This is a genomic window from Sphingobacterium sp. SGR-19, assembly GCF_011043555.1.
Lineage (GTDB): Bacteria > Bacteroidota > Bacteroidia > Sphingobacteriales > Sphingobacteriaceae > Sphingobacterium.
The window spans coordinates 62,907-87,958 of record NZ_JAAKGS010000012.1; the positions used below are offsets into that span (position 1 = coordinate 62,907).

At 44.2% G+C, this 25,052-nt stretch carries 15 protein-coding genes; 12 read left to right on the plus strand and 3 right to left on the minus strand.

Annotated elements, in window-relative coordinates:
- Nucleotides 1-312 precede the first annotated feature (312 nt).
- The 7 genes from G5B43_RS18085 to G5B43_RS18115 all read left to right on the plus strand — a co-directional run bounded on the left by G5B43_RS18085 (nucleotide 313) and on the right by G5B43_RS18115 (nucleotide 10,858).
- The gene (locus G5B43_RS18085) at nucleotides 313-921 is read left to right on the plus strand and encodes an RNA polymerase sigma factor (protein ID WP_165296207.1); all 609 of its coding nucleotides are present in this window, start codon (nucleotides 313-315) and stop codon (nucleotides 919-921) included.
- A gap of 121 nt (nucleotides 922-1,042) precedes the next feature.
- Nucleotides 1,043-2,272 (plus strand): FecR family protein, encoded by a 1,230-nt coding sequence (locus G5B43_RS18090; RefSeq protein WP_165296208.1) that lies wholly within the window; start codon nucleotides 1,043-1,045, stop codon nucleotides 2,270-2,272.
- Nucleotides 2,273-2,497: 225 nt separating this feature from the next.
- Complete coding sequence (locus G5B43_RS18095) at nucleotides 2,498-5,683, plus strand: TonB-dependent receptor (protein ID WP_165296209.1); 3,186 nt, start codon at nucleotides 2,498-2,500, stop codon at nucleotides 5,681-5,683.
- A gap of 4 nt (nucleotides 5,684-5,687) precedes the next feature.
- A complete protein-coding gene (locus tag G5B43_RS18100; RefSeq protein WP_165296210.1) occupies nucleotides 5,688-7,286 on the plus strand; it encodes a RagB/SusD family nutrient uptake outer membrane protein in 1,599 nt (532 codons plus the stop codon).
- A 26-nt stretch (nucleotides 7,287-7,312) separates the two neighbouring features.
- A complete protein-coding gene (locus tag G5B43_RS18105; protein ID WP_165296211.1) occupies nucleotides 7,313-8,191 on the plus strand; it encodes an endonuclease/exonuclease/phosphatase family protein in 879 nt (292 codons plus the stop codon).
- Nucleotides 8,192-8,203: 12 nt separating this feature from the next.
- On the plus strand, nucleotides 8,204-9,064 hold the full coding sequence (locus G5B43_RS18110) for an endonuclease/exonuclease/phosphatase family protein (protein WP_165296212.1): 861 nt from the start codon (nucleotides 8,204-8,206) through the stop codon (nucleotides 9,062-9,064).
- 33 nt (nucleotides 9,065-9,097) lie between these two features.
- Nucleotides 9,098-10,858, plus strand: a complete 1,761-nt coding sequence (locus G5B43_RS18115; protein WP_165296213.1) for a DUF4886 domain-containing protein — start codon at nucleotides 9,098-9,100, stop codon at nucleotides 10,856-10,858.
- 126 nt (nucleotides 10,859-10,984) lie between these two features.
- Here the strand turns inward: G5B43_RS18115 and gldN are convergent, their stop codons facing one another.
- From gldN to G5B43_RS18130, 3 genes are read right to left on the minus strand one after another with little or no spacing between them, the layout of a single operon-like run.
- Entirely contained in the window at nucleotides 10,985-12,133 is a 1,149-nt protein-coding gene (gene gldN / locus G5B43_RS18120; protein WP_165296214.1) for a gliding motility protein GldN, read from the minus strand.
- 41 nt (nucleotides 12,134-12,174) lie between these two features.
- Entirely contained in the window at nucleotides 12,175-13,473 is a 1,299-nt protein-coding gene (locus G5B43_RS18125) for an SUMF1/EgtB/PvdO family nonheme iron enzyme (protein WP_165296215.1), read from the minus strand.
- Between the two features lie 34 nt (nucleotides 13,474-13,507).
- The gene (locus G5B43_RS18130; protein WP_165296216.1) at nucleotides 13,508-14,200 is read right to left on the minus strand and encodes a hypothetical protein; all 693 of its coding nucleotides are present in this window, start codon (nucleotides 14,198-14,200) and stop codon (nucleotides 13,508-13,510) included.
- Nucleotides 14,201-14,704: 504 nt separating this feature from the next.
- On the opposite strand from G5B43_RS18130, the gene G5B43_RS18135 reads away from it, so the two are divergent.
- The 5 genes from G5B43_RS18135 to G5B43_RS18155 all read left to right on the plus strand — a co-directional run bounded on the left by G5B43_RS18135 (nucleotide 14,705) and on the right by G5B43_RS18155 (nucleotide 25,045).
- On the plus strand, nucleotides 14,705-17,728 hold the full coding sequence (locus G5B43_RS18135; RefSeq protein WP_165296217.1) for a SusC/RagA family TonB-linked outer membrane protein: 3,024 nt from the start codon (nucleotides 14,705-14,707) through the stop codon (nucleotides 17,726-17,728).
- A gap of 9 nt (nucleotides 17,729-17,737) precedes the next feature.
- Nucleotides 17,738-19,447 (plus strand): RagB/SusD family nutrient uptake outer membrane protein, encoded by a 1,710-nt coding sequence (locus G5B43_RS18140; RefSeq protein ID WP_165296218.1) that lies wholly within the window; start codon nucleotides 17,738-17,740, stop codon nucleotides 19,445-19,447.
- A 201-nt stretch (nucleotides 19,448-19,648) separates the two neighbouring features.
- Entirely contained in the window at nucleotides 19,649-21,193 is a 1,545-nt protein-coding gene (locus tag G5B43_RS18145; protein ID WP_165296219.1) for an alpha-N-arabinofuranosidase, read from the plus strand.
- 39 nt (nucleotides 21,194-21,232) lie between these two features.
- Complete coding sequence (locus G5B43_RS18150; RefSeq protein ID WP_165296220.1) at nucleotides 21,233-23,197, plus strand: alpha-L-arabinofuranosidase C-terminal domain-containing protein; 1,965 nt, start codon at nucleotides 21,233-21,235, stop codon at nucleotides 23,195-23,197.
- 15 nt (nucleotides 23,198-23,212) lie between these two features.
- Nucleotides 23,213-25,045: a BNR repeat-containing protein gene (locus tag G5B43_RS18155; RefSeq protein ID WP_165296221.1), complete on the plus strand. Its 1,833-nt coding sequence runs from the start codon at nucleotides 23,213-23,215 to the stop codon at nucleotides 25,043-25,045.
- The last annotated feature ends 7 nt before the right edge of the window (nucleotides 25,046-25,052 follow it).

Consider the following 25,052-nt stretch of genomic DNA (forward strand, 5'->3'; position numbering starts at 1 on the left):
AGTATAGTCATACAGATATGTAAATAAAATGAAACCTGTAAAAGATAACTGCGACAACAATAAAACGGAATACACTATACGGAATATTACCGTTACTGTACCCAAAATCACTAGTAAGGAATATGATGTCGGTATCTGCCGTAAATGTGTATTGCAAGTCTTCAAAAACAAGTGTAACCAAAAAATTACATCGAAATGCTGTATAAAAGAATCATTGTGTAACTTTGCTTTAGCAAAATATAGAATAACAGTAGATATTATCAAGAACTAACCGATAAAGCTGTCAAGTGTTTTTTAGGAAGGTAACATAGAATGAAAAAAAGTACCAAATTGTATGTTGAATTGTCCGAAATAGCCCTGCTAGACTTAGTGAAGCAGGACGATCAAGGTGCATTTCGGGAACTGTATAACCGTTATAGTGGCAAATTGTATGGCAATATATTGCGTATGACCAAATCTAAAGATACCGCGGATGATATCTTGCAGAGCGTATTCATCAAGATCTGGGAAAATCGTTTCGCTATTGATACAATGCGATCGTTTAAGTCTTTTATTTATCAGATTGCACAAAATACCGTGTTTGACAATTTCCGAAAGGAAGCCAGGCTCAGGGTGTTGGCTTCCTCTGTCGCACACCAACGTGAAGAATTAGAACAAAGCGAGTCTCCCACGGAAAAATGGATTGGAGCAAAGGAATATAAGACCATGCTGGAAAATGCTGTTTCCCAGCTCCCACCCAGAAGACGAGAGATTTATCAGCTGTGTAAACTGGAAGGACTAACCTATGATCAGGTCAGTGAAATAATGGGAATCTCCACCTCTACGATAAACGACCATATTGTTAAAGCTTCTAAGGCATTAAGAGAGCATTTAACCCAGAGCCGTTATTATACCCTGTTATTATTATTCTTTATTTTTTAAGTCCCTCCCCCTATAATTTTCCAATACTCTCCCCCATGCTGCATTTAGTTAAAAAAAATTTCAGCAGAGCAGATGAAAACTTTTTTTCCGGCGTAATAGGAGAAAAGAAACAAAGCGAAGATTGGAAAAAACACCATATACGATCAGGCAGCTGTTCCATAGATTCCTTCAAAACCGCTGTACGTCCGAAGAACTGGACCGTCTTTATCAATATTTTGAAATAGATGAAAATGAAGCCGTACTCCGGGAAATTATTCTTGAAGAGTTGGATAAGGATCTAGAGGAAGGAAATGAAGTTGCACAAGAGCAACATCTTTCCCTTCTTTTCGATCAGTTAAACGAAAAAATTCAAGGAGCACGGGAAGTACCCCTATATAAACGATTACTTAGTAGTCGATGGGTACAGATTGCAGCAACTATTTCTCTTGTTGCTTTTTTGGCGGTTGCTTCCTATCGGTATATGAATCCGCCTGCTCCGATAGAAAAGCTGGTCAAATCGGAAGCGGATTACCCACAGCCCGGATCTGATAAAGCGGTACTGACCTTATTTAATGGCAAGCAGGTCGTACTGAACGATGCTAAACAAGATCAGATATTGAAAGAAGCAGGGGTAACGGTATTCAATGCGGAGGAAGGACTGGTCGTGTATCAGGTGGATGAATCTGTAGTGCCCGGGCATCATGATGACACACAGATAAACACAATCAGTACACCCCGAGGCGGTCAATATCAAATCGTACTCACGGATGGTACCAAAGTTTGGTTGAATGCTTCTTCTTCCTTGGAGTTTCCAAGCCATTTTTCTGGAGATAGCCGTAAAGTGAAGCTTATTGGAGAAGCCTATTTTGAAGTGGCTCATCAGGCCTCCAAACCCTTTTTTGTGCAGACTGCTGAAAGTGAAGTGGAAGTTCTGGGTACCATCTTTAACGTGATGGCTTATCCCGAAGAGAAAAGTAGCCAGATTACCCTGTTGACAGGTTCGGTCAATATTAACAAAAAGAGCGAGACGGTCCGCCTACACCCAGGGCAACAGGCGGAAATAACCAGGGATAGAAAGAGCATCCGTGTCCTTAATGTCGATCCGGAGAGCATCGTAGCCTGGAAAAATGGTATATTCTTATTTGATGGATCTGATCTACAGCAGGTAATGCGCCAGGTAGGGCGATGGTATAATGCCGAGGTGGAATACCAAGATGGCGTACCACCCGTGAAACTGACGGGCATGGTGTCCCGTAAAGATTCTTTAGCGGTACTCTTGGAAATATTGGAGCGAGCAGGAGGTCTAGATGTTGATGTGTATGGAAATAAAGTAATGGTCAAACGATTAAAACAAAAAACGATGGAAAGATAAAAAATGTAATGAATAAAAACCCTCCTCGATGGCCGTCGAGAAGGGAAAGTGTTCGACCCAATTAATTGCTGTGCGCATTCGCCAGCTTACCCTTTATTAATTAATAATCAAACAATCAAATGTATGAAAGAAGTATTACATTTTAAACTCCGACGGTCTAAAACTCCGTTCGTTAATGTAAAAAAAACCAGAAATCTAGTTCGATTTCAACGAACATTCTTAATTATGAAGTTTACAGGTATTCTCCTATTGCTGGCCAGCATGCACCTCAGTGCAAATACTATGGCGCAGCATGTTACATTAAGCACAAAAAATAGCAGCTTGAAAGAAGTCTTCCGGGAATTAAATAAGCAGACCGGATACTATTTTATCTATAATGAAAACATTGTTAAAAGCACGACACCGATTACGACGAATTTTAACCATGTACCACTAAAAACCGCATTAGACAATATCTTGGACGATCTTATGCTAGCTTATACGATTAGTGGAAAAACAATTATCCTGGAGAAGAAACCCCAAACGGAGTTGAAGAGAACCCAAGAGCAGGAAACCTTGACGCTGAGCGGTATCGTGTATGATACCCAAGAGCCACCGGCACCGTTGGCTGGTGTTAGTGTAATGGTGAAAGGTACCTCCCAAAGTGCACTGACAGATGAGGCAGGTTTTTTTTCTATCCGTGCAAAAAAAGGGGATGTGCTCGTTTTTTCCATGATAGGATTTTTTCCACGGGAATATCGGGTGACCAAAAATGAGCGAAGTTTGCCCATTTCGTTAAATAGCGATGTCGCTTCGTTGGAGGAAGTCGTGGTTGTCGGAATGAATGAGCAGCAAAAAAAACATATTGCAAGTTCGCTCTCCACCTTACCTATAGAAAGTAACATTGCCGGAAAACCGATTACCAACCTCTCGCAAGCCTTGCAGGGAGGCGTAACCGGTATTCAGGTCAGTCAAGGTTCCGGTCTTCCGGGTGGTGATGCTGCCACGGTATACATCCGGGGTATCACTACATTGAACGACGCGAATCCGTTGGTATTGGTTGATGGGGTGCCTATGGACATGAACCATATCGACCCCGTTACGGTAGAAAGCGTGACCGTCCTAAAAGATGCCGCCGCTGCCGCCATCTACGGATCGCGTGCAGCCAACGGCGTTATTGTCGTGACGACCAAAAGAGGGACGGCGGGGAAAGTTCGGGTGGAATATAACGGTTATTTCGGTTATCAAACACCTACCGCATTGCCCCAAACAGTAGATGCTGTCCGCTATATGCAAATGGATAATGAGGCGCGGATAGCGGCGGGACAACCCATCCAACATTCCGAGCTGAAAATAGAGGAAACACGTAACGGAACAGATCCGCTGACCTACCCCAATACCAATTGGTTGGACCTCATGCTGGATAAAACAGCGCCGATCAGTAACCATAGCTTATCCCTAAGCGGCGGAAATAGTCTGGCTCGATTTGCGATTACCGGAAACTATATGGATCAGGGAAGTATGCTTCCGCATTCAGACCTCAAGCGTTTTAATATCCGAGCGAATACCACCGTCACCTTGGCAGATAATTTTCTGGTGAACCTGGATTTTACCGCCATCAAACGGAATAGGCAGCTTGTAAATCGGGTGACAACAAGCGGCACATTTCGCTTTTTGGAAGATCTGTATCGGGTACCGCCAGATATTTTGCCACGCTTTCCGGATAAAAACGGCCAGCGTTTTTACGGGCAATATTCCGATATCGTCAATCCACTCGCTTACGCCGAAGTAGGTGGTGTACGCAAAAACGAGTATACCGAATCGCTGATCAATTTCCGTCCTAAATGGACCGTGATCCCCGGCCTGAACGTCAATGGTCAGTTCAGCTTCCGGTTAAACAGTGATGCACATCACAACGTGCGTGAAAATTTTACACATTTCGATTATTATACAGGTGTCCTGTTAAGAAACTGGAACCTGCAGCGGGAAGCAAGTCAGTCGCGGTCGTCCTACTATTTTGTGGGCTTAAATGCCGATTATACCTACAGAAACAATGGCCACTCGCTATACGGAATTCTCGGTTACTCGCAGGAACAGCGAAATCAGGGAGATTGGACTATCTACGCACTACGGTCGGCTTATGCGAAAATGAACTATTCCTATGATGACCGTTTTCTATTGGAAGGAACCGTGCGCATGGATGGTTCTTCGCGCTTTGGTCCGGGCAATAAATACGGTTTCTTCCCCTCGGTTGCAGTAGGCTGGAACCTGCATAACGAATCGTTCCTGCAGGAGTCATCCTTCGTCAATAACCTCAAATTGAGGGCATCCTACGGAAGTCTTGGAAACGAGAATATCGAGCCATACCTGTACCAGTCGCTCATCAATCCGGGCACCGCACTGGAAGTGACACATGGTAATCCGGATATCTCTTGGGAGAAAGTAAATATGCTGGACATCGGGTTAGACCTCGGTTTGTTCCAATCCAACAAACTGGAGTTTACCATGGATTTCTATGATAAGCGGACCAACGGTATTATTTTGCTGCCACAATTGCCACTAACCGGCGGCTTTCAGGCACAAGTGCCGGTGAACGCCGGCGAGGTACAAAATAAAGGCTTTGAAGCCTCTCTTACGTATAACGAAAGATTGGAGAACGGTTTTGGTTTTTCCTTCCGCCCTGGATTTACCTATAACAAAAATGAAATTCTAAGTTTGGAGGGTGGCCCCTACGGCAATGATGCAGAGATTCGGAACCAGGTAGGTTCATCCATCGGGAGCTTATTCGGTTATCAAACCGATGGGCTGTTGCAAGCGAGTGATTTTTATGATAACGGTGAACCGCGGATTTCCGTAAGGAGCAATCTATCTGCCCCGGGCGATATTAAATACATCGATCTAAACCAAGATGGAAAGATTGATGAAGCCGACAAAACGATCATCGGCGATCCGATGCCGCGCATTAATTTCTTCTCTAATTTCCGCTTTGATTACAAAAACTTCGATCTGGAATTTTTACTCCAGGGAACGGGTAAGAGTGATGCCATGTTGACGGGCATGTTTGCGCTGCCATTGGATATGAGTGCGGATGGGGGAATTCCGACGGTCTATTATGCCGATAATTATTGGAATCCTGAACGAACAGACGCACGCTTCCCGCGCTTGAATGCCAGTCCGGGAGATAACCGACAGGCTTCGGACTTCTGGTTTCAGAACGGCGCATATGTCCGTGTGAAATTTATCCAATTGGGTTATAGCTTAAGTCCGCAGGTAGCAAACAGGCTGAAACTTTCCGGTCTGCGGGTGTTTTTGAATGCCCAAAACCCGATCACGTTTACCGGGATGAAAATGATAGACCCAGAAAGTCGCGGCGACCAATGGAAACACAGTATTATGGCAACATATTCAATAGGTACAAGCATAAGATTTTAATCAGATGAACAAACGATATATTTTTACGGCATGTTTAGCAGGCAGCTTGCTGTTATCAACCAGCTGCGAAAAATTTCTAGTACAGGATCATCCCACCAGTGTATACGATGAGCTTTGGTGGAATACAGCCGCAGATGCGGAACTAGGACTCTATAGGGGATACGTGGGAATTCCCGATGGTCTGTCCGGAAGGCAGATTATGTTTTTGGATGCTTTGAGCGACCAGCTGGTGGCGCGGCAAAGCACCCGTGGTGAATATGAAGCCTACGTAAAGGGAATACAGGCCTCCGATTGGGACAAGGCCAACCATATTTATATGGATGATTATAAGACGATCCGCCGGGTAAACCGCCTACTGGAAAATATAGGCCGTGTATACATGGAGGAGCCACTAAGAGAACGCTTCATCCTGGAAGCAAGGGCACTGCGCGCCTATTACCACATGGAACTCCTGATGCTGTTTGGGGGTGTGCCGATTGTCACCACAGCGCTTAGCCCCGAAGAAAGTAAAATGGAGCGGAATACGGCAGAGGAAGTCTACGAGTTTGTCAAAACCGAACTTGCATTCTGTGCAGAGCAATTGCCGGAAAGATACGACTTTGCAGACCGTACCCGTATTACATCTGGCATTGCCTATTCCCTGCTGACAAGGGTAGCATTGTTTTTCCACGATTACCCAACGGCGAAGGAGGCTTCCCTTAAGGTTATCGAGTCGGAAGTTTATCAACTTCATCGCAGTGCTAATCCTGCCAACAGCTATCGGGATCTCTTCGGTTACGCTGGCGAGTCGAACAATGAGCGTATTTTTTTTCGTGAAAACGGGAACAGTGCGGCATTTACCACCATCGGTATGCCAAGCGAGGGCGGACAAAGTGTGCTATCGCCAACGGCAGCTATTGTTGACGCCTACCAGCTCAAAGACGGACGGAACCTCCAGGAGCTACCTGCCGATTCTATCGCCCTTTTCCACCGCGATCCCAACCATAAGGATATGCGCGATCCGCGGTTGAAAGCTTCTATACTGCTCGTGGGCGATACGTTTATGAGTTCTACCCTGAACCCCTTCGATAATTCCAATATCAATGCCAATCGGTTGGGTAATCAATATTCTACCGTGACCGGTTACTGGGTCAAAAAATACCTGGATGAGCGGGATAAAACACCGTCGGCCAGCACCAGAAACCTAGATTTTATGATCATACGCTATGCGGAGGTGCTGTTGAGCTATGCCGAAGCACTTGTCGAATCGGGTGAATGGAGCCATCCTGATGTGCTTTATTATGTCAACTTGGTACGTAATCGTGCCGGCATGCCGAGCGCGACACTTGAAAAATACAACTCCGAAGAAAAAATGCGGCAGCTGATACGCCAGGAGCGCACGGTAGAACTGGCTTTCGAGGGCGTTCACTATTTTGACATCCGCCGATGGGGTACATGGGAAAATGTGATGAATGGTGTAGTGTATGGCGCTGTAGATCCAGCTACAGGAAGAAAGATTGAGGTCGAGACACGGACGACAAACGGTAATCGCTCCTATTGGTGGCCAATCCCCGAAGTGGAAATGCTATCCAACCCGAATATGGTACAGAACCCTGGTTATTAATTATTAAGAATACAAAGAAATATATTATGAAAACCTCATTGAGCTTTTTATGCGTACTGATCCTGGCACTATCTTCCTGTAGTAAGGCACCCTGGGAAAGCTATACACCACCCATCGATCCAAATGCGCAAACTCCCGGCACAACGGATCCGGACGACGATGAAGAAGATCCGGGGAAGGATCCAAACAACATCCGGATTGTTTCCGTCGGGATCAACAACAGAAATGCCGATTATGATGCGCTTGCCAATCTGATCAATAGCGAGGAAGCCGATCTGGTTGTCCTGCGCGAAGTAGATAAGAATAATACCCGTACCGGTATTGATATCAATCAAGCAGAGGTCATAGCAGATCGTACAGGCATGCAGTATGTCTTTGCGCCACAGCTGGATAACTATAACCAAGGCCAGTTTGGGCTAGCCGTGTTGTCTAGGCTACCGATCGAGGCATCTTCAATAGCGAAGCTACCTGTGGATCCTACCGCTGGTGGCGACCAACGTCCGTTGGCTTATCTAAAAGTTAATTTCAGCAGAGATATTGCTATTGCATTTATCGGTGTGCATCTCGACGATAGTAGTGTGGCCAGTCGAAGGGCAGCAAACCGCCCATTGCAATCCACAGCGATTGTGAATTTCATCAAAGAGATGGACATTCCCGTTTTTGTGGCGGGTAATTTCTTTTTCCAAAATGAAGGGGTGGAGATGCTACCGTCCGTATTAACGAACGAAGTTACGCCGGGTTGCCGTCCCTGCGAGCCTACGGTGACGCAGCACGGAGGAGAATTTATTGCCGATCATATCCTGTACAAGAACATCGGCGTGCAGCAGCTGGTCGATTACAGATTAGGACCTTCGATCAGCAGCCGGCGGCCCGCGATTGCGGAGTTTAAGATTGTTACAGAGTAAAACAAATTGGGAATGGATAAATATTTTTATATATGCGGATTTGTCCTCTTGATCTGGTTAGGGAGTTCCTGTCAGAAAGGGAGCACGGTAAATCCCGGTGAGGATGACAGTTCGCAGCTCCGAGGTGAGCCTACATTTGTGGTAGCCAGTTATAATATCCTGCATGATACCGAAGACTTGCCGGATAATTATAAATGGAGTGTACGAAGAGACTTGTTGATCAAGCAGGTGAAAGATAATCATATCGACATTTTATCTCTTCAGGAAGACCGGGAAAATCAGGCGTTGGATATACAACGGGCAACAGGCATGCAGATTGCCGGTACGTCCAAAAGAGTTCTCTATGACGGAAAGCGATTTTCGGTGCGAAGTCAAGGGCAATTTTACTTATCCGAAACACCGGACAGGAGTTCTTACGGATGGGATGCAGCCGTCATCAGACTATGTAACTGGGTGTTATTCAATGATCGCAATACAGGAAGGAACTTTTTTGTGTTCAATGCGCACTTTGACCATATCGGTCAGGTGGCACGCGACCAATCAGCGTTGCTGATGCAACAGCGGATCAATTTTCTGACCAATGGGCAGCCCGTAGTAATGACAGGAGATATGAATGCCCGGCCGGGAGAGAGACCTATCATTACCCTGACGAGCTTTCTCAGTGATAGCCGTTCCAAAAGTGAAACGGATCCCCAAGGACCGGTCGGAACGTATAATGGCAGGAACACGCAAGGAGAGTTTACCTCCCGTATTGACTATGTTTTTGCGAGTTCCCATTTTCGGGTAAAGGAATATGCAGTGTTGCAGGACGAAACGGATGGAATCTTCCCGTCCGACCACTTTCCAGTGGTCACTAAGCTGGAGTTGAAATAATTTGAAATCCAATATTTAGGAAATACAAGAAACATGAAAAGATATAGAAATTTTATCTTGATACTGGTGTTGTTGAGTACGGTTTTTGGCTTCGCAGCTTGCGAAAAGGAAACCGAATCGAGAGCCGATATACCAGAACAATTTGTCGCGTTGGGCGATACTATTTATAAACTAGTGCCTGGCGAAGAACTCATCCTGACACCACAGTTCGATAAAAATCCACTGCGTGAATACACTTGGACCGTAGAAAAGTCAGATGTTGTCTCCCTTCAGGAGAATACGGATGGCTCGATGACGGTTATCGGTATACGCAATGGAACCTCCAGCGTAACGATTTCCTCTACAGATGGTATAGTCATAGCTACTTGCACCGTCGTGGTAGACGATGGGTCAGCAGTAGCAGCAGCAGATGGCGTAATCAAGATCTTGGCCATCGGAAACAGTTTTTCCGAAGATGCGCTGGAAAATTATCTCTACGAGCTTGCCAAAGAGGAGGGAGTGCCGATTGTAATCGGTAATCTGTATATCGGCGGAGCTTCTTTAGATCTACATTTAGAAAATGCAACCGGCAACAGAGCGGCATACCAATACCGTAAAATCGGAGAGGGTGGCGTGAAGACAAACACGGCGAGCGTGAGCATTGCGACTGCGATTGCCGACGATGATTGGGACTATATCAGCATGCAGCAGGCAAGTCCCAACTCCGGTCAGTACAACACGTTTACAACACCACTTCCGCTGTTGGTCGACTATGTGAAGAAAACGACCACCAATACAAAAATTAAGCTGATCATGCACCAAACCTGGGCTTACGCGCAAAATTCTACACATGAGGGGTTTGCTAATTATAATAAGGATCAGATGACGATGTATCAGGCGATAGTCGATGCGGTAGGGCGTGCGGCTGATTTAATAGAGGCTGACATGTTAATTCCTGCCGGTACAGCGATCCAAAACGGACGTACCAGCCTCATCGGTGATAATTTTACCCGTGACGGTTATCACTTGGACCTTTCGATTGGCCGCTATACGGCAGCTTGTACCTGGTTTGAGATGTTAACTGGAAAAAGTCCGATAGGTAAGCTGTTTAAACCACAGGGTTTGTCAGACTACGAAGCAGAAATCGCACAACATGCTGCGCATTATGCTGTGTTGAACCCTCATTCGGTTACCCAGATGACGGATTATCAAGATGCGGGCGGTTCGGGCATTTCTACGACACCAGTCTTCGTGGGTTTCGGATTTAACAATGCTACAGCCGGATGGAACGGATTCATGGGAGCGAATAGTTATCTCGAAGGAGAAACCATTACCAACTTAAAAGATGCTAACGAAAATTATACGGGTGTTTCTATGACGATTGTGGAAGGTTTTAACGGGCGCAATGCTAACGGCGAGAAATCAACGACGACCGATATGAATATTCCGACAGAAGTTTCATCTTATTCCTACTTTGGTAACAGCAAAGCCGTTTTCAGTGGAAAGACCATCGTACAAAGTGTTCTTCGCGTATCAGGGCTGGACAAAACCAAGAAATATAATTTCTGCTTCTTCGGTACCCGTTCAGGGGTAGGTGCCGGGGATAATCGGGAGGCGAAGTATATCGTGAAGGGTGAAAACGAGATTGTATCTCGCTTGGATGCATCCAACAACACGACGAAAACGGCTTGTTCTAATGCCGTACAGCCAGATAGTAACGGTGAAATTACCATAACGGTTACTTCAGGCGAGAACAACACAAATAGTACCGGCTTTTTCTATATCAATGCGGTACGGATTGTTTCTGCTGGTTAAATCAGGAGATCAGGATGATTAAAACAATTTGATTAAGGCAAGGATTCGTAAAGCGAAGTATAAAAAGGGGCTGCATCAATTATTTATGATACAGCCCCTTTTTATAAGGTAATATATAGGTATTTATTAGAAGCTTTCGCCTTCTTCCATGGGCTTTTCGGCAGGTTGCTGTTGTTGCACCGGATTTTGTTGCCCCTCAGTTTCTGACGTTGTTTCTTCTTCAGCAGTTGTTGGCGTTGTACTTGATGGATTGCTGGTAGACGGCGTGTTGTTTGGTTGTTGCACCGGCGGTTGGTAATTTTCAAGTTCTTCGGCGTTCACTCCTTTGGGAGTTGACCAAAGCTTTTCTTTATATGCTTCCAGTTTGTCCTCGATTTGTTGGGCCTCCTGCAACTGCTGTAAGGCATTTTCTGCGTATTGTGCTTCTTGGCGCATAGCGCTAGGCGAGGATTCGCGGATAATCGTACTGGCAAATTTCCGCTGAACAAATAGGTCATCCATGCTCATGTCATAAAGACCTCGATCGGGATCAGAGACATCGACCTTAACAAGCGTATAACGCAACTGCGGAAAATATAACCAGAACGCTGGTGTTGATCCTACGGATTCTGCAAGTTCTGCGGAAGAGGAAATATCCATCAACGGTGCTACACCTATAATGCGCGTTTCTAGTCGACCGCGCTGTTTGTCGAAGAAAATATCTTCTTTAATTCTGAATTTGGTTACGCGTTCCGGGTTAAATTCATTTAGGGCCATCTGTGCATCGATCTGATTCCCTTCCTCGTCAAAAATTGGAACTAATACGCTATCGGCAAAACGTGCGACACCTTCGTTGGCGGTCATCTTCGTTTTGAAAGAATCGTCCTCGGGGCTATAGGGCGTTAATTTTCCTTCGTTTATTCCTTTCATGATGGCTTCAATTAAGGATGCGCCCGGGATGGCGTAAATATAATTCTCTTCGTTAGACAAATCAATATCTCTCCATACCCGTTTGTAGAAACGGATATTTTTCATATTCACTTTAGGATAGGCAAATGGAACAGCATCTTCTAGGTTGTTTGCCTGATAGAAACCATCTGTGACGGGAATCGTATCCATTAATACCTCCTGATTGGCTGTATCGTAAGAAAGTGCGTTTTGTTCGTTCCCTAAAAATACGTCCTGCTTCAGTGTGTCCGTACTGATGGTATCCTGTTGAGGTGGAATATCGACTTCCTGTTGCGCCATGAGCTGATTAATCCCAAGTAATAAAGCCGCTGCTATTAAAATTTTCATCTCTGCTAATTTTATGTTTAATATACCTTCTAACCTTCTAATTAATATCTCCTGGTTTTAACTTGTTGTGTCGGCATTTCCACAGCAGACATCACACAACGGAAACCGATGTAGGAATGTGGTTCATAGTCTACAACATAGTTACGGGTTTCGCTGTTTAGCTGTTCCCCGTTATCTTTCCACGAACCTCCTCTTACTACTTTTCTTTTCAAGGCGTCGCTATCACCTTCGTTGGCATCGTATAATAGAACCGGATTTAAATCGTTGACGAAAGCAATAGCAGAGGGGCTATAGGCGTCTAACGTCCACTCCGCTACATTTCCTGCCATATTATAAATACCAAAAGCATTTGGAGTATACGATTTTGCTGGAACGGTAAAGGTTGCCCCATCTTGTGAGTAGGTACCTTCTCCTTGCTTATAATTAACAGCCAATTTCTTTTTACCTTCGTTTCCATCAATTGTTAGACGAGTTCCTGATATCGTGTCTCGTGGATCGAGTTTTCCTTCGGCAGCATATTGCCACTGTGCTTCTGTTGGTAAGCTAAAGGTGAGATGATAACCACTCAAATAAGAATTTTTCATGATATTAGCCATCAACTCTTTTCCGCGCCAGTCTGTATAGGCACGTGCCTGTTTCCAAGTAACGCCGACTACCGGATAATAATCAAACGATTCGTGTGTAAAATAGTTCGCATCCATAGAAGCTAACTGTGCATTGGGGAAATCTTCCGACCAAATGTCTTCTGTTGGCATCACCGCAACGGTATCGGTTACGTATTCGGTATCTGCCCGTCCGTTTGATCTCAGGTAGGAAAACCGATATTTGACCACTTCGGGGTTTAATGTCCTGCGGGAGCCCTTCATAGCAAGCATAGGTGCGAGTTGTTCCTGAATAGCAGGGTCATTACTGCGCCATATTGGTGACACGCGCTTCACACGTTTCCAATTGATTCGGCGTTGACCGTCTTCACCGACAATATCCAAAAAGTACTGGTCATCATTTAGGTAATCTGTTACGGCGACCGAATCGGCTACCCAGTTTACAAACTGACGGTACTGCTTGTTAGTTACCTCTGTTTCATCAATGAAGAACGCGCTTAAACTGATATTCTTACCCACATTTCCACTGTCCAAAGAACTTTTGTAGAGGATGGTTCCTGATGGAACGTATACCATGCCTGGAGGAGCAGGAAGTTTTCCGCCTTTAAAAGCGGAAACTTTCGGAGCGCTATAAAAATTGTTCGATTTACAAGCCGCAACGACTATCAATGTTGTTAACATTGCAATAACAATAGTTCGAGGCTGGGATAATCTGTGTCTCAAATTCTTCTTATTCATTATATTATAATTTATAAGCTATGGATGTTCGATATTAATTACGGTTAAACAGTGCTAATTTTACGCCTAAAGAAAGATAGGAATACTGGTCCATCTTGCTATTAATAACACCGTCAACATTATCTTTCGGAAGCAAGGATTGCTGAAAATTGATGTTGATTGCCCAACGCGGTCCGTAGAGTGTACGCCCGATGGGTATATCTAGCCCGATGTTGAGCGGGATTGCCAATTGATGGGAATTCAAATCTTCTGAAATCTCCCCACCTATACTTTCGATAGATGACCGATAGCTACCATCGATATGGTGATCGATGTTGTTTTTCATTACCCCTACGCCGGCTCCTACATAGATATTGGCAAGTATTTTACCGAATGTACTGGCACCTAGTGTATAATAACTATAGTTCGGGGGAAGGGATAGGAACTGGCCGAGCCGGACTTTCGCATTGGCGTTGATAGCGTGATAACGGTTTTCAAAATTACTGTTCCACCCGTAGGCGCTCAACATCCCTTTTTCTCCTTTAACCCCAACAGAGATAAAAGGGGTAATCAATCCTTCTGCTTCTATGTAACCCGCAAATCGCGTGTCGGTATTTCCTAGGTCGGCCCATACCATGGTACCACCTGCACCGGCACCCACACTTATAGGACGGGAAAATTGTGCGAAAACAGATTGTGTTGAGAAAAAAACAAATAAAACAAAAGCGGAAAATATACCTTTTTTCATGTTTGTGTATTGAATTATTAAATATCCTGTAGTCTTTCTACTACATAAAATCGTTACAATGAAAGCAATTATCCTGCCTTAATTGTGATATTGCATTTTTTTTGTTCTTTTTTCAATATTAGACGCTATGAAGATAGCGTCTTTTCGTCCTAACCTTTTACGTATTTTTCAATGGCTATCAGAAGGCTTCTGTTTTCGCTCTGAAGACTACGAACTTCATATGACGCTATATGGGAGAAAGGTTTTTTGACAAAGATAGATTTGGGATTAATCTGAAAGGATTTTAGACACTTTTGAACGATAATTCAACCTCTTGAAAGCCGTACTATACTATGTTTGTAACATAAATATGATAAAAGCCGACTCATAAACCTATGCATCTTACGGCAGCTGAATAAATACATATTTTTTATAAACACAGCTGTTTTGTTTTTGTAACGTGGTGATAGCAGAAACGCTTATGGGAGGATAGAGTAAGTTAACCATTTTAAACATTTTAAAGCTATGTTGAAACAAATCACGAAAAATTACTACAAAGCATTTTGTATGCTTTTGTGTGCGATGCTATGCCTGGCATCTGGTATCGCACAAGAAACCGCACGAAAAGGTGTTGTGAGGGATGCGGTAACAAGTAGCGAACTTGCTGGTGTTACGGTTGCTGTTAAAGGAACCTCAATCAGCACGCAAACGGACGCGTCCGGCGTGTTTTCGATCTCCGCGAGCAGAGGACAGGTGTTGGTATTTACGTTCGTTGGTTATGAACTACATACGATTACTATAGGACAGTCGACAACGTTGGACGTCAATCTGCGACCGTCAGATAATGTCTTGGACGAGCTTGTGGTTGTGGGGTATGGTTCACAAAGAAGGTCTGACATTACCGGTTCCGTTGCTTCTGTTCCAAAAGAACGCCTATCCAATCTCCCCGTGACGAATGTGATGCAGGCCATCCAAGGAGCTGTTTCCAATGTCAATATTAGCCAAGCATCCTCTATTCCAGGTGATTCGCCGGCAACCCAAGTACGCGGGCTCAATTCGATGAGTGCTGGTTCAGGGCCATATATTGTAGTAGACGGTATACCACTAACAAAAACCGATGGTTCTATCAACGATATCAACCCGAATGATATTGAATCGGTTGAGATTCTAAAAGATCCTTCCGCTGTAGCAATTTATGGAGTGAACGGTTCCAATGGTGTGATTCTGATCACCACAAAAAGAGGGGCGACCGGAACGCCGACTATACGGTATAGCGGTTATGCCGGGGTTGAGGAGCCTTCCCACATGCTGGATCCTGTATCAGCAGAAGAGCTATTGGCAAGATATGCAGAATATGCGCGGATCACCAATACAAGTTTATTTAACGGTGGCCCGGTACGCAATGAGTATGAATATGATAACTACCAGAATGGTGTAACGACAGACTGGTTGGATGCTGTTATGCAAACGGGAACCATACAAAATCATAACGTCGGTTTATCTGGCGGAAGCGAAAATGCGAAATATTATGTGTCGGTCGACTATTTTGGGCAAAAGGGTATTGTGAAAGGGTTTGATTACGACCGTTACTCTTTCCGGACAAATACAGATTTTGATCCGACCAAATATTTAACCGTGGGTACCTCCGCTTTTATTGCTGCGCATAATAGAGATGGCGGACGGGCAAACCTAACACAAGCCTTGGCGATGAGTCCGTATGCGCGTATGTATGAAGACGATGGTACGTTGACACGGTGGCCAATGTATTCGGAACAATTATGGGAAAACCCATTGCTACATACCACTACTGATCCAGAACGGCGGGAGTTTAATATGTCGTTAAACGGTTACGCCGAAATGAATTTTGGTAATATTTGGGAACCTTTGTCTGGTTTGAAATACCGGTTTAACGGAGGATATTCTTATGTGCCGAAACGTACAAACGAATATCACGGTTTATCGGTGTATAACGCCAATGGTTGGGGGCGGATACACAATGCGGAAAGCCAGACATACACATTAGAGAATATTTTGACATATGAAAAAACCATTGGTTTGCACCGTTTCGACTTTACAGGACTTTATGCAGCACGAAGTAAATACTGGCAACAATCTGAAGCCATAGGAGAAGTTTTTCCGAACGATGTATTAGAATGGGGAGGTTTGGGTACAGCTTCCACGCACAAAGTATCTTCTAGAGCGGATCTTTATCGTTCAATTTCGCAGATGGGCAGATTGAACTATGGTTACGATAGTCGCTATATGTTAACCTTTACGGTGCGTCGGGATGGAGCATCTGTTTTTGGCGACAACCATAAGTATGGTGTTTTTCCTTCAGGCGCTGCTGCTTGGAACATTCATAATGAAGGGTTTATGGAGAGCACAAGAAATGTTATTGATAATTTGAAACTACGTGTTTCCTATGGTGTTGCCGGAAACGAAGCTATAAACCCCTATCAGACCCTATCTTTGATGGATTCCAATCCACTGGCTCTGGGCAGTTTATCAAATGCTGCACTGCGCTACCGTGTACGGATGGGGAATCAGGATTTACGCTGGGAGAAAACAGCAGGTTTCAATACCGGGGTAGATTTTGGCTTGTGGGGAAATCGTCTAAGCGGTACGGTAGAATTTTATAAAACCAATACACAAGACATGTTGATCTTACAACGGTTACCTCGAATAACAGGTTTTGCGGATGTTTGGTCAAACCTAGGGAAAGTGTCCAATACCGGTATAGATGTGACGTTAAATTCTAAGAATATTGTCAAGGATAATTTTAGCTGGTCATCGATGGTAGTGTTTGCACATAATAAAAACAAAATTGTGGATGTATACGGCGATAAGAAAGACGACCTAGGAAATCGTTGGTTTATCGGACATCCGGTAGGTGTTATCTACGACTATACCCAAGTAGGTATATGGCAAGAGGACGAAATTGCAGCGGGTCTACATAACGGATGGGATGAGCAAGCGGAAGCCGGAGCAGTGAAATTGGCTGATTTAAGTGGCGATGGGTTAATCAACGATGACGATCGTCGTATCTTAGGGCAAACTGCTCCAAAATGGACGGGTGGTATTACGAACACTTTTACCTATAAAGACTTCTCGCTAAACGTATTTATTCAAACGGTTCAAGGAGCCCTGCGTAACAATCCACAAATTGGTGGTGCGGCTGATGAGTTGGGAAGACGTAGTGCGCCGGCAGATTTAGGGTATTGGACACCCGAAAATAAAAGTAACGAATGGCGGTCTTTGAGTAATCGCTCCAACATCTATGGATATGGTTTTCCGAAGAGTGCAAGTTTTACACGGCTGAAAGATGTAACATTAAGTTATAATATGCCAGCAGATATCGCTAGCAAGATAGGTGTATCGGGTGTAACGCTCTACGCTAGTGGCAGAAACTTGTACACCTGGACAAACTGGTTGGGTTGGGATCCGGAATCAAGGGATATCCCAAGAGGGCACAGTCAGGATGGCGTTGGAGACAATACCAACTATCCGATGGTTCGTAATTACGTTTTTGGAGTAAACCTTACATTTTAAAATAAAGTCATGAAGATATATAAACATACAAAATTATGCTCGGTGCTTGCATTGCTCTCTTTAGGGGTAGCATCGTGTAGTGATAGTTTTTTGAATGAGAAGCCCTATTCTGACTATGAGGCAGGAACTGGCGACCCTTCAATCGTAGAGAATCAACTCATAGGCCTCCATTATATATATGCCCAATTATGGGGATGGAGTGCGCGACAAGGATTTCTTTCCATTTGGCAAATAGGGATGGATATTACCAGTGCCGGAGCAACGGAAGGTGTCGAGAACCCTTTTTACCAATATGCCGATCTCAATTCGGAAAATGGGGGCGTATCTTACCTTTGGGAACGTTCATATCAGTTTATCAACAATGCGAATACGATTATTAGTTCGGTGGGCGACGAAAATCCAGCCGCCGCCGCCGAAGCACGCTTCTTTAGGGCTTATGCTTACAATACCCTTGTCACCTTATGGGGAGATGTTCCTTTATTGACCGAATCTATTGATGTGCCTACTTTTAATTATACGCGAACTGCAGTAGCAGACATAGATATCCTGATTGAAGAAGATTTGGAATATGCTATTGCCAATCTCCCAAATGTTGGGGAAGCACGCTCTGAAAGCCGGATAAACAAGGACATCGCGAGACAATTAGCTGCAGAAGCCTATCTTCGTATGGGCGAGCGTGATGCTTCTTATTTTGAAAAAGCTGAAAATATGGCGTCTGCTATTATTGACGATGGGAAGTACCAATTGATCGATGCACGTTACGGAAAATATTTAGGTGAAGGTGGCGATTATTATCGGGATATGTTCCGTCAGGGAAATATGCGCCGTTCCGAGGGAAATACCGAAGCGATCTGGACATTTGAATTGGAATATAATCGCGAAGTAAACGGCGGTACCATTGATAATCCACAGCACCGAAGGGTTTGGCAACCGGCTTATCACAAATGGGAGGGTATGGTGAACGCTGACTCGCTTGGGGGGCGTGGAAACGGCCGTCTTCGTTTGAGCAACTTTATGAAGTATACCGTGTGGCAAGGACTGGATGGAGATATCCGAAATAGCAACTATAATATCCGAAGAACCACGAACTATAATCGTCCAGGTTATGAAGCAACGATTGGAATTGACGCAGATGGTTATCGTGTAGCAGCTGGTGAAGGAGTAAGAAACGTAACCATTAGGACGGGTGATCAGGCTATCCCTTTCCGTACGGATAGTCTAGAGGTATGGTATCCATTTCCAACCAAATGGGGTGGATATGATGAAACCGATGATTTTGGATATGCGTTGGTAAAAGATTGGCCGGTGATGCGTTTAGGCGAGACTTACCTTTTACGTGCGGAAGCACGTCTACGCCAAGGAAATAACGGAGGGGCAGCCGATGATATCAATGTGTTACGCGACCGGGCATTTAAAGCTGCACGGGAAGAAAGTGGCAATACCAATCTAGGGCAGGTGAGCGCAGCAGATATCACCTTGGATTTTATCCTCGATGAGCGCGCGCGCGAATTGATTTCGGAAGAAAATCGCCGGATGACTTTGGTGCGTACTGGAAAGTTAAAAGAACGTATTGCGTTAAATGGAGATGACGGCCCAGCTAATAAGATTACATCGGGTTTTCAAGACTATCATGCTTTACTTCCTATCCCTTTGAGCGAAATCCAGTTGAATAATAAAGAAGGGGAACCATTGACGCAAAACCCCGGATATAGTAAATAAACGCTTGAAAGAAAAAGCCGGAAGATTTAATCTTTCGGCTTCTTCCCTCTTGTATTCGCAGAATACAAAAAAATTTTGCGATTATAAAAATAAATGTTATTTTGACATTAATTTTAGGATTAAATCCTAACGTGACTACGACCAGGGAGAATAGCTTTAATAAAGAAGTATTATAAACCAAAAATGTAAATAACTACTAATATGATAAACGTAAAGTTAAAACTGAGTATCATCTTGTTATCTGTCTGCATGTGTTCCTATGGGCAGAACCATATCAAATTAACCGGCCAGCAAAACGAAGTCACCATTAACAAGCATATTTACGGCCATTTTGCAGAACATTTGGGCCGATGTATTTACGATGGTTTTTATGTAGGAGAGGCCAACGACTCTATTTCGCATACGGCCGGTGTTCGCAACGATGTGGTGGAGGCACTTAAGAAGTTGCAAATACCTAACTTGCGATGGCCAGGAGGTTGCTTTGCCGATACTTATCACTGGAAAGACGGGATAGGACCTAAAGGAGCTCGGCCTTCGATTGTCAATAACTGGTGGGGAGGCGTGACGGAAGACAATTCTTTTGGCACACATGACTTTTTGAACATGTGCGAGTTGTTAGAAACGGAGCCATATCTAGCTGGCAATGTCGGAAGTGGCGAAGTGCAGGAACTGGCGGACTGGGTACAATATGTAAACTTCTCGGGGAAAAGCCCGATGTCTGATCTACGGCGTCAGAACGGCAGAGAAGAACCCTGGAATGTTAAGTTCTGGGGAGTAGGAAACGAAGCTTGGGGATGTGGCGGAAATATGACAGCTGAATATTACGCCGATATCTACAAAAAATACGCCACATTTATGGCCGATTGGGACAACAGTGGCGGGTTATACCGTATCGCATCCGGAGCAAACAGCGCCGACTACCATTGGACAGAAACATTGATGAAAAAAATACCGAACCACCTCATGAAAGGTGTAGCGTTACACCACTATGCCGTAATAAACTGGAATAAGAAAGGTTCATCGACAAATTATTCCGATGAGGAGTATTTCAAAACGATGAAATCCGCTTGGTTTATGAATGAGCTTATCGAAAAACATACCGCTATTATGGACAAATACGATCCACAAGGTAGGGTAGACTTGGTGGTTGACGAGTGGGGCGGTTGGTACGAAGTGGAGCCGGGAACCAATCCAGGGTTTCTATACCAACAAAATACCATGCGGGACGCCATGATTGCAGGAATGACGTTAAATATCTTTCATAACCACGCCAAACGTGTAAGGATGGCAAATCTTGCGCAGACGATTAATGTTCTGCAAGCCGTCATCCTAACGAAAGGTAAGGATATGATCCTGACGCCAACTTATCATGTGATGGAAATGTATAAGGTGCATCAAGATGCCCAATTGATTCCTATAACATTGGAAAGCGACAACTATCAATACGGCGACGACGCGATCCCGGCCCTATCAGCTTCTGCATCGAAAGACAAACAAGGAAAAGTGCATATCTCCGTTGTCAATATCGATCCTAACCAGCAAAAGAAGGTCTCGTTGGATTTGGGAGCGATACAGGCTAAGAAGGTAACGGGGCGAATTCTGGCAGCTAACAGTTTACGAGAGCATAACACCTTCGAGCAACCACATACGGTGCTTCCGAAAGAATATAAAGAAGCTAAGTTACAAGGAAACCGCATCGAAATAAACGTGCCTGCGCACTCGGTTATTGTATTGGAACTTATTTAGCGAATTTTTAAAAACATCGATATAATGCAAGATAAATACATGAAAAGGATATTGTCATTAACAACTGTTTTTGCCATTTGCGGAACTTTTCTTTTTGCCCAAAATGCAATTGATCTGCAGGTGCAATTAGATAAGGCTTCCGGGAAAATATCGCCACATATGTGGGGAATATTTTTTGAAGATATTAATATGGGCGCCGATGGCGGAATATATGCGGAATTAGTGAAAAACCGCTCTTTTGAGTTTGACCATCCAATGATGGGGTGGAAGCGTCTGGGAAAGGTACCGGAAGGTACTTTCTTAATTGTCAACGACGGTCGGCGCAAGGGTAATCCCCGTTCGTTGAAAATACATAAAGCTGCCGACATCAAGATAGGTTTGCAAAACGAAGGATTTAGAGGAATGGGGGTAAAACAAGGAAATGATTATGAATTTTCGTTGCTTTATCGACAGGCATCTCCAGGCATGCAGGTGAAGGTGGAGTTGCTGAACGAAAATGACAAGGTGATAGGTACCGCGGCGTTGCCATTGTCCGAAGGAGCAAACTGGCAATCGGGTACTGTCGTATTTACATCGGCAGAAACTTCGCCAAAGGGAAAACTAAATGTTTGGTTTGAGGGAGCAGGCGATGTGGAAGCTGATATGTTGTCACTTTTCCCGAAAGACACATGGAAAGGTAGGTCTAAAGGGCTAAGAAAAGATATGGTGCAGATATTGGCGGACATGAACCCCGATTTTCTCCGTTTCCCGGGTGGGTGTATTGTCGAAGGAAGAGATCTAGCCAATCGATTCCAGTGGAAAAAAACCGTAGGTCCGATCGAAGAAAGAGAACTTATCATCAACCGCTGGAATACAGAATTTAACCACCGGCTAACCCCGGATTATTTTCAAACATTTGGACTTGGGTTTTATGAATATTTCTTATTGGCAGAAGATATCGGTGCCGAAGCAGTACCTATTCTAAATTGTGGGATGGCATGCCAATTTAACACGGGGGAGGTGGTTCCGCTGGACGAATTGGACGAATACGTTCAAGATGCATTAGATCTGATAGAATTTGCTAACGGTGACACGAGCACACCGTGGGGCAAGCTACGTGCCGAAATGGGACATCCTGAACCTTTCTATTTAAAAATGTTGGGTGTTGGTAACGAAAACTGGGGGCCGCAGTACATTGAAAGACTCGGCGTATTCCAAAAAATACTGCAGGAAAAGCATCCCGAGATTGAAATCATAGCCAGTTCAGGAACTGACCCTGAAGGTGAGCGATTCGAATTTCTGGACGGAAAACTCCGCGCGATGAACATCGATATCGTAGATGAACACTATTATCGCCCACCGGCGTGGTTCCTCTCAAGCGCCGACCGTTATGATGATTACGATCGTAATGGTCCTAAGATTTTTGCAGGAGAATACGCGTCGCACACGACACGTCCACAAGGTCCGGGAAGAAGTACATGGGAAGCAGCGTTATCCGAAGCCGCTTTCTTAACGGGATTGGAGCGTAACGGTGATGTGGTAACGATGGCGTCTTATGCACCGCTGTTTGGCCATGTAGACGGTTGGCAATGGTCTCCTGATCTCATCTGGGTCGACAATCTGCAGGTATACGGCACGCCAAGTTATCATGTACAGAAATTATATTCTTTACATAAGGGAACAGATATCATACCCGTGAAGCGGAATGGTCAAAATGTGACAGGCCAAGACAGCTTATACGCGTCTGCTGTTTACGATGCCGATACGAACGAACTGATCATAAAATTTGTGAATTATAACGACCAACCGATAGTCGCTAATCTTCAACTGGATACGAAGAAAAAGATAGAAGGAGCCGCAACAAAGATTATATTGGCAAACGAAAATCTTGATGTAGCCAATAGTTTGGAAGAACCACTGAAAATACAACCGCAAACAACGCAGGTAAATTATAAAGGCAAAACAATTAAAGATACATTTCTTCCCTATTCGTTCACCGTGATTAAAGTGCCGGTAAATTTATAGACTTAATCAAATGTTATGGATAATAGGATCAAAAAAATATGCTACATAGTTTTACTTCTTTTAGGGCATCTTTTGAATGCTGCTACGCCAGTTTTCGGACAAGGATATGAAGTATCTCCCGAAGGAGCATGGTGTTGGTTCGCCGATCCGAGAGCTATCCATCATGAAAACCCAAAAAAGAAAATCCAAAACACATATATCGGTTATATTGATGTGCGCGGCAACATCAAGGTGATGCAGTACGATTTTGTAAAAAATGAACAGGTGGAGGTATTGGTACGCTCTTGGTTTCAGCCTGATGACCATAATAACCCCACGTTTTTGGTCTTGCCCGATGATCGGGTGATGGTGTTTTATTCTCGCCATACCGATGAACGTTGTTTTTATTACCGGATTTCACAAAAGCCGGGCGATATCACAACACTAGGTGAAGAAAAACGGCTGGAAACAGATCACAATACAACATATCCATCACCTTTTATCTTGGCAGACGACCTAAAACATTTTTATCTCTGTTGGCGAGGATTGAACTGGCATCCGACTATCGCTCGTTTGTCCTTACCGGATGCAGCAGATAACGTAGCCTTCGTAGGTGAGCCACGTCAGATTGTACAATCTACAGGTTCCCGACCTTATGCTAAATATGTATCCAATGGTAAAGACAAAATTTATATCGCGTATACGACAGGCCATCCGGATAACGAAAATCCAAACTTCTTGTACTTCAGCTATGTGAATATAAATAGCCTGACATTGCACGACGTACAAGGTATGGAACTCGCAAAAATTGAAGAGGAGGCTTTTCGTGTGAACAAAACGGATGCACATGTACAGGCGTTTCCGACCACAGTAGTGGATAATCCGCAACAGCGCGATTGGGTTTGGCAGGTGGCCATTGATAAAGATGGTTCTCCCGTGATTGCCTTTGTGCGAATTAGCAAAGATAAGAGGTCGCACGAATATTATTATGGGAAATGGACGGGAACGGAATGGAAAAAGACGTTTTTAGCAAACGGTGGAGGACATTTTCACCAGACGGAAAACGTAGAAATGTGTTATAGTGGCGGAATGACAATTGATCCGGATAAGGTAAATGAGGTATATTGTTCCGTCCCGATGGCCGGTACGCATGGATCTGTATATGAGTTGATAAAATATACCCTTGATGATGCGGGTGATATCCTGTCGACGGAAGCGATTACATCCAACTCACCGAAGAATAATATACGACCTTATATGATCAAGGGAAGTCTGGGGATACCGCTGCGCCTGACTTGGATGCATGGGGATTACTATGATTGGATTGTAAGCAAATCGCGTCCGGGTTATCCAACGGCGATTCACAGTGACTTTAAAGGCATGAACACGACTGTTGATCTTACCGAAGGAGTCGTCAGCAAGGAGAATGGTTTTCACGGCAAACTTGGCAAGAGATTTACGATTTCATTGGATGTAGTGACTGATACGACAAATTATGAAGGCACGTTGTTCCAGATTGGAGATTTGTCTTATCGGTTGGATAGCAATAGCTTGAAACCACAAGTTGAGTTTAAAGGAACAATATACCCCAGCACAAATGTACTTGGCTCTTCCGATACTTGGAGGCAATATAGTCGCGGTACGAGCGGAAAATGGTATGCTCCTAAAAAACTACAGCGTTTCAAGTTGACCTTAACGTATGAAAAAGGAATCTTGTATACCTATATTAACGATCTGTTGGATCAACGTATCGTGATTGGAAAAATTAATCAACCAGCCGTTAAATGGACATCGCCCAATAGTTGGGTTCAAGGTATTCAAGTCTATAATCGTGTATTAAATAATCAGGAGATAACCGTCCTCCATTAATCCAACA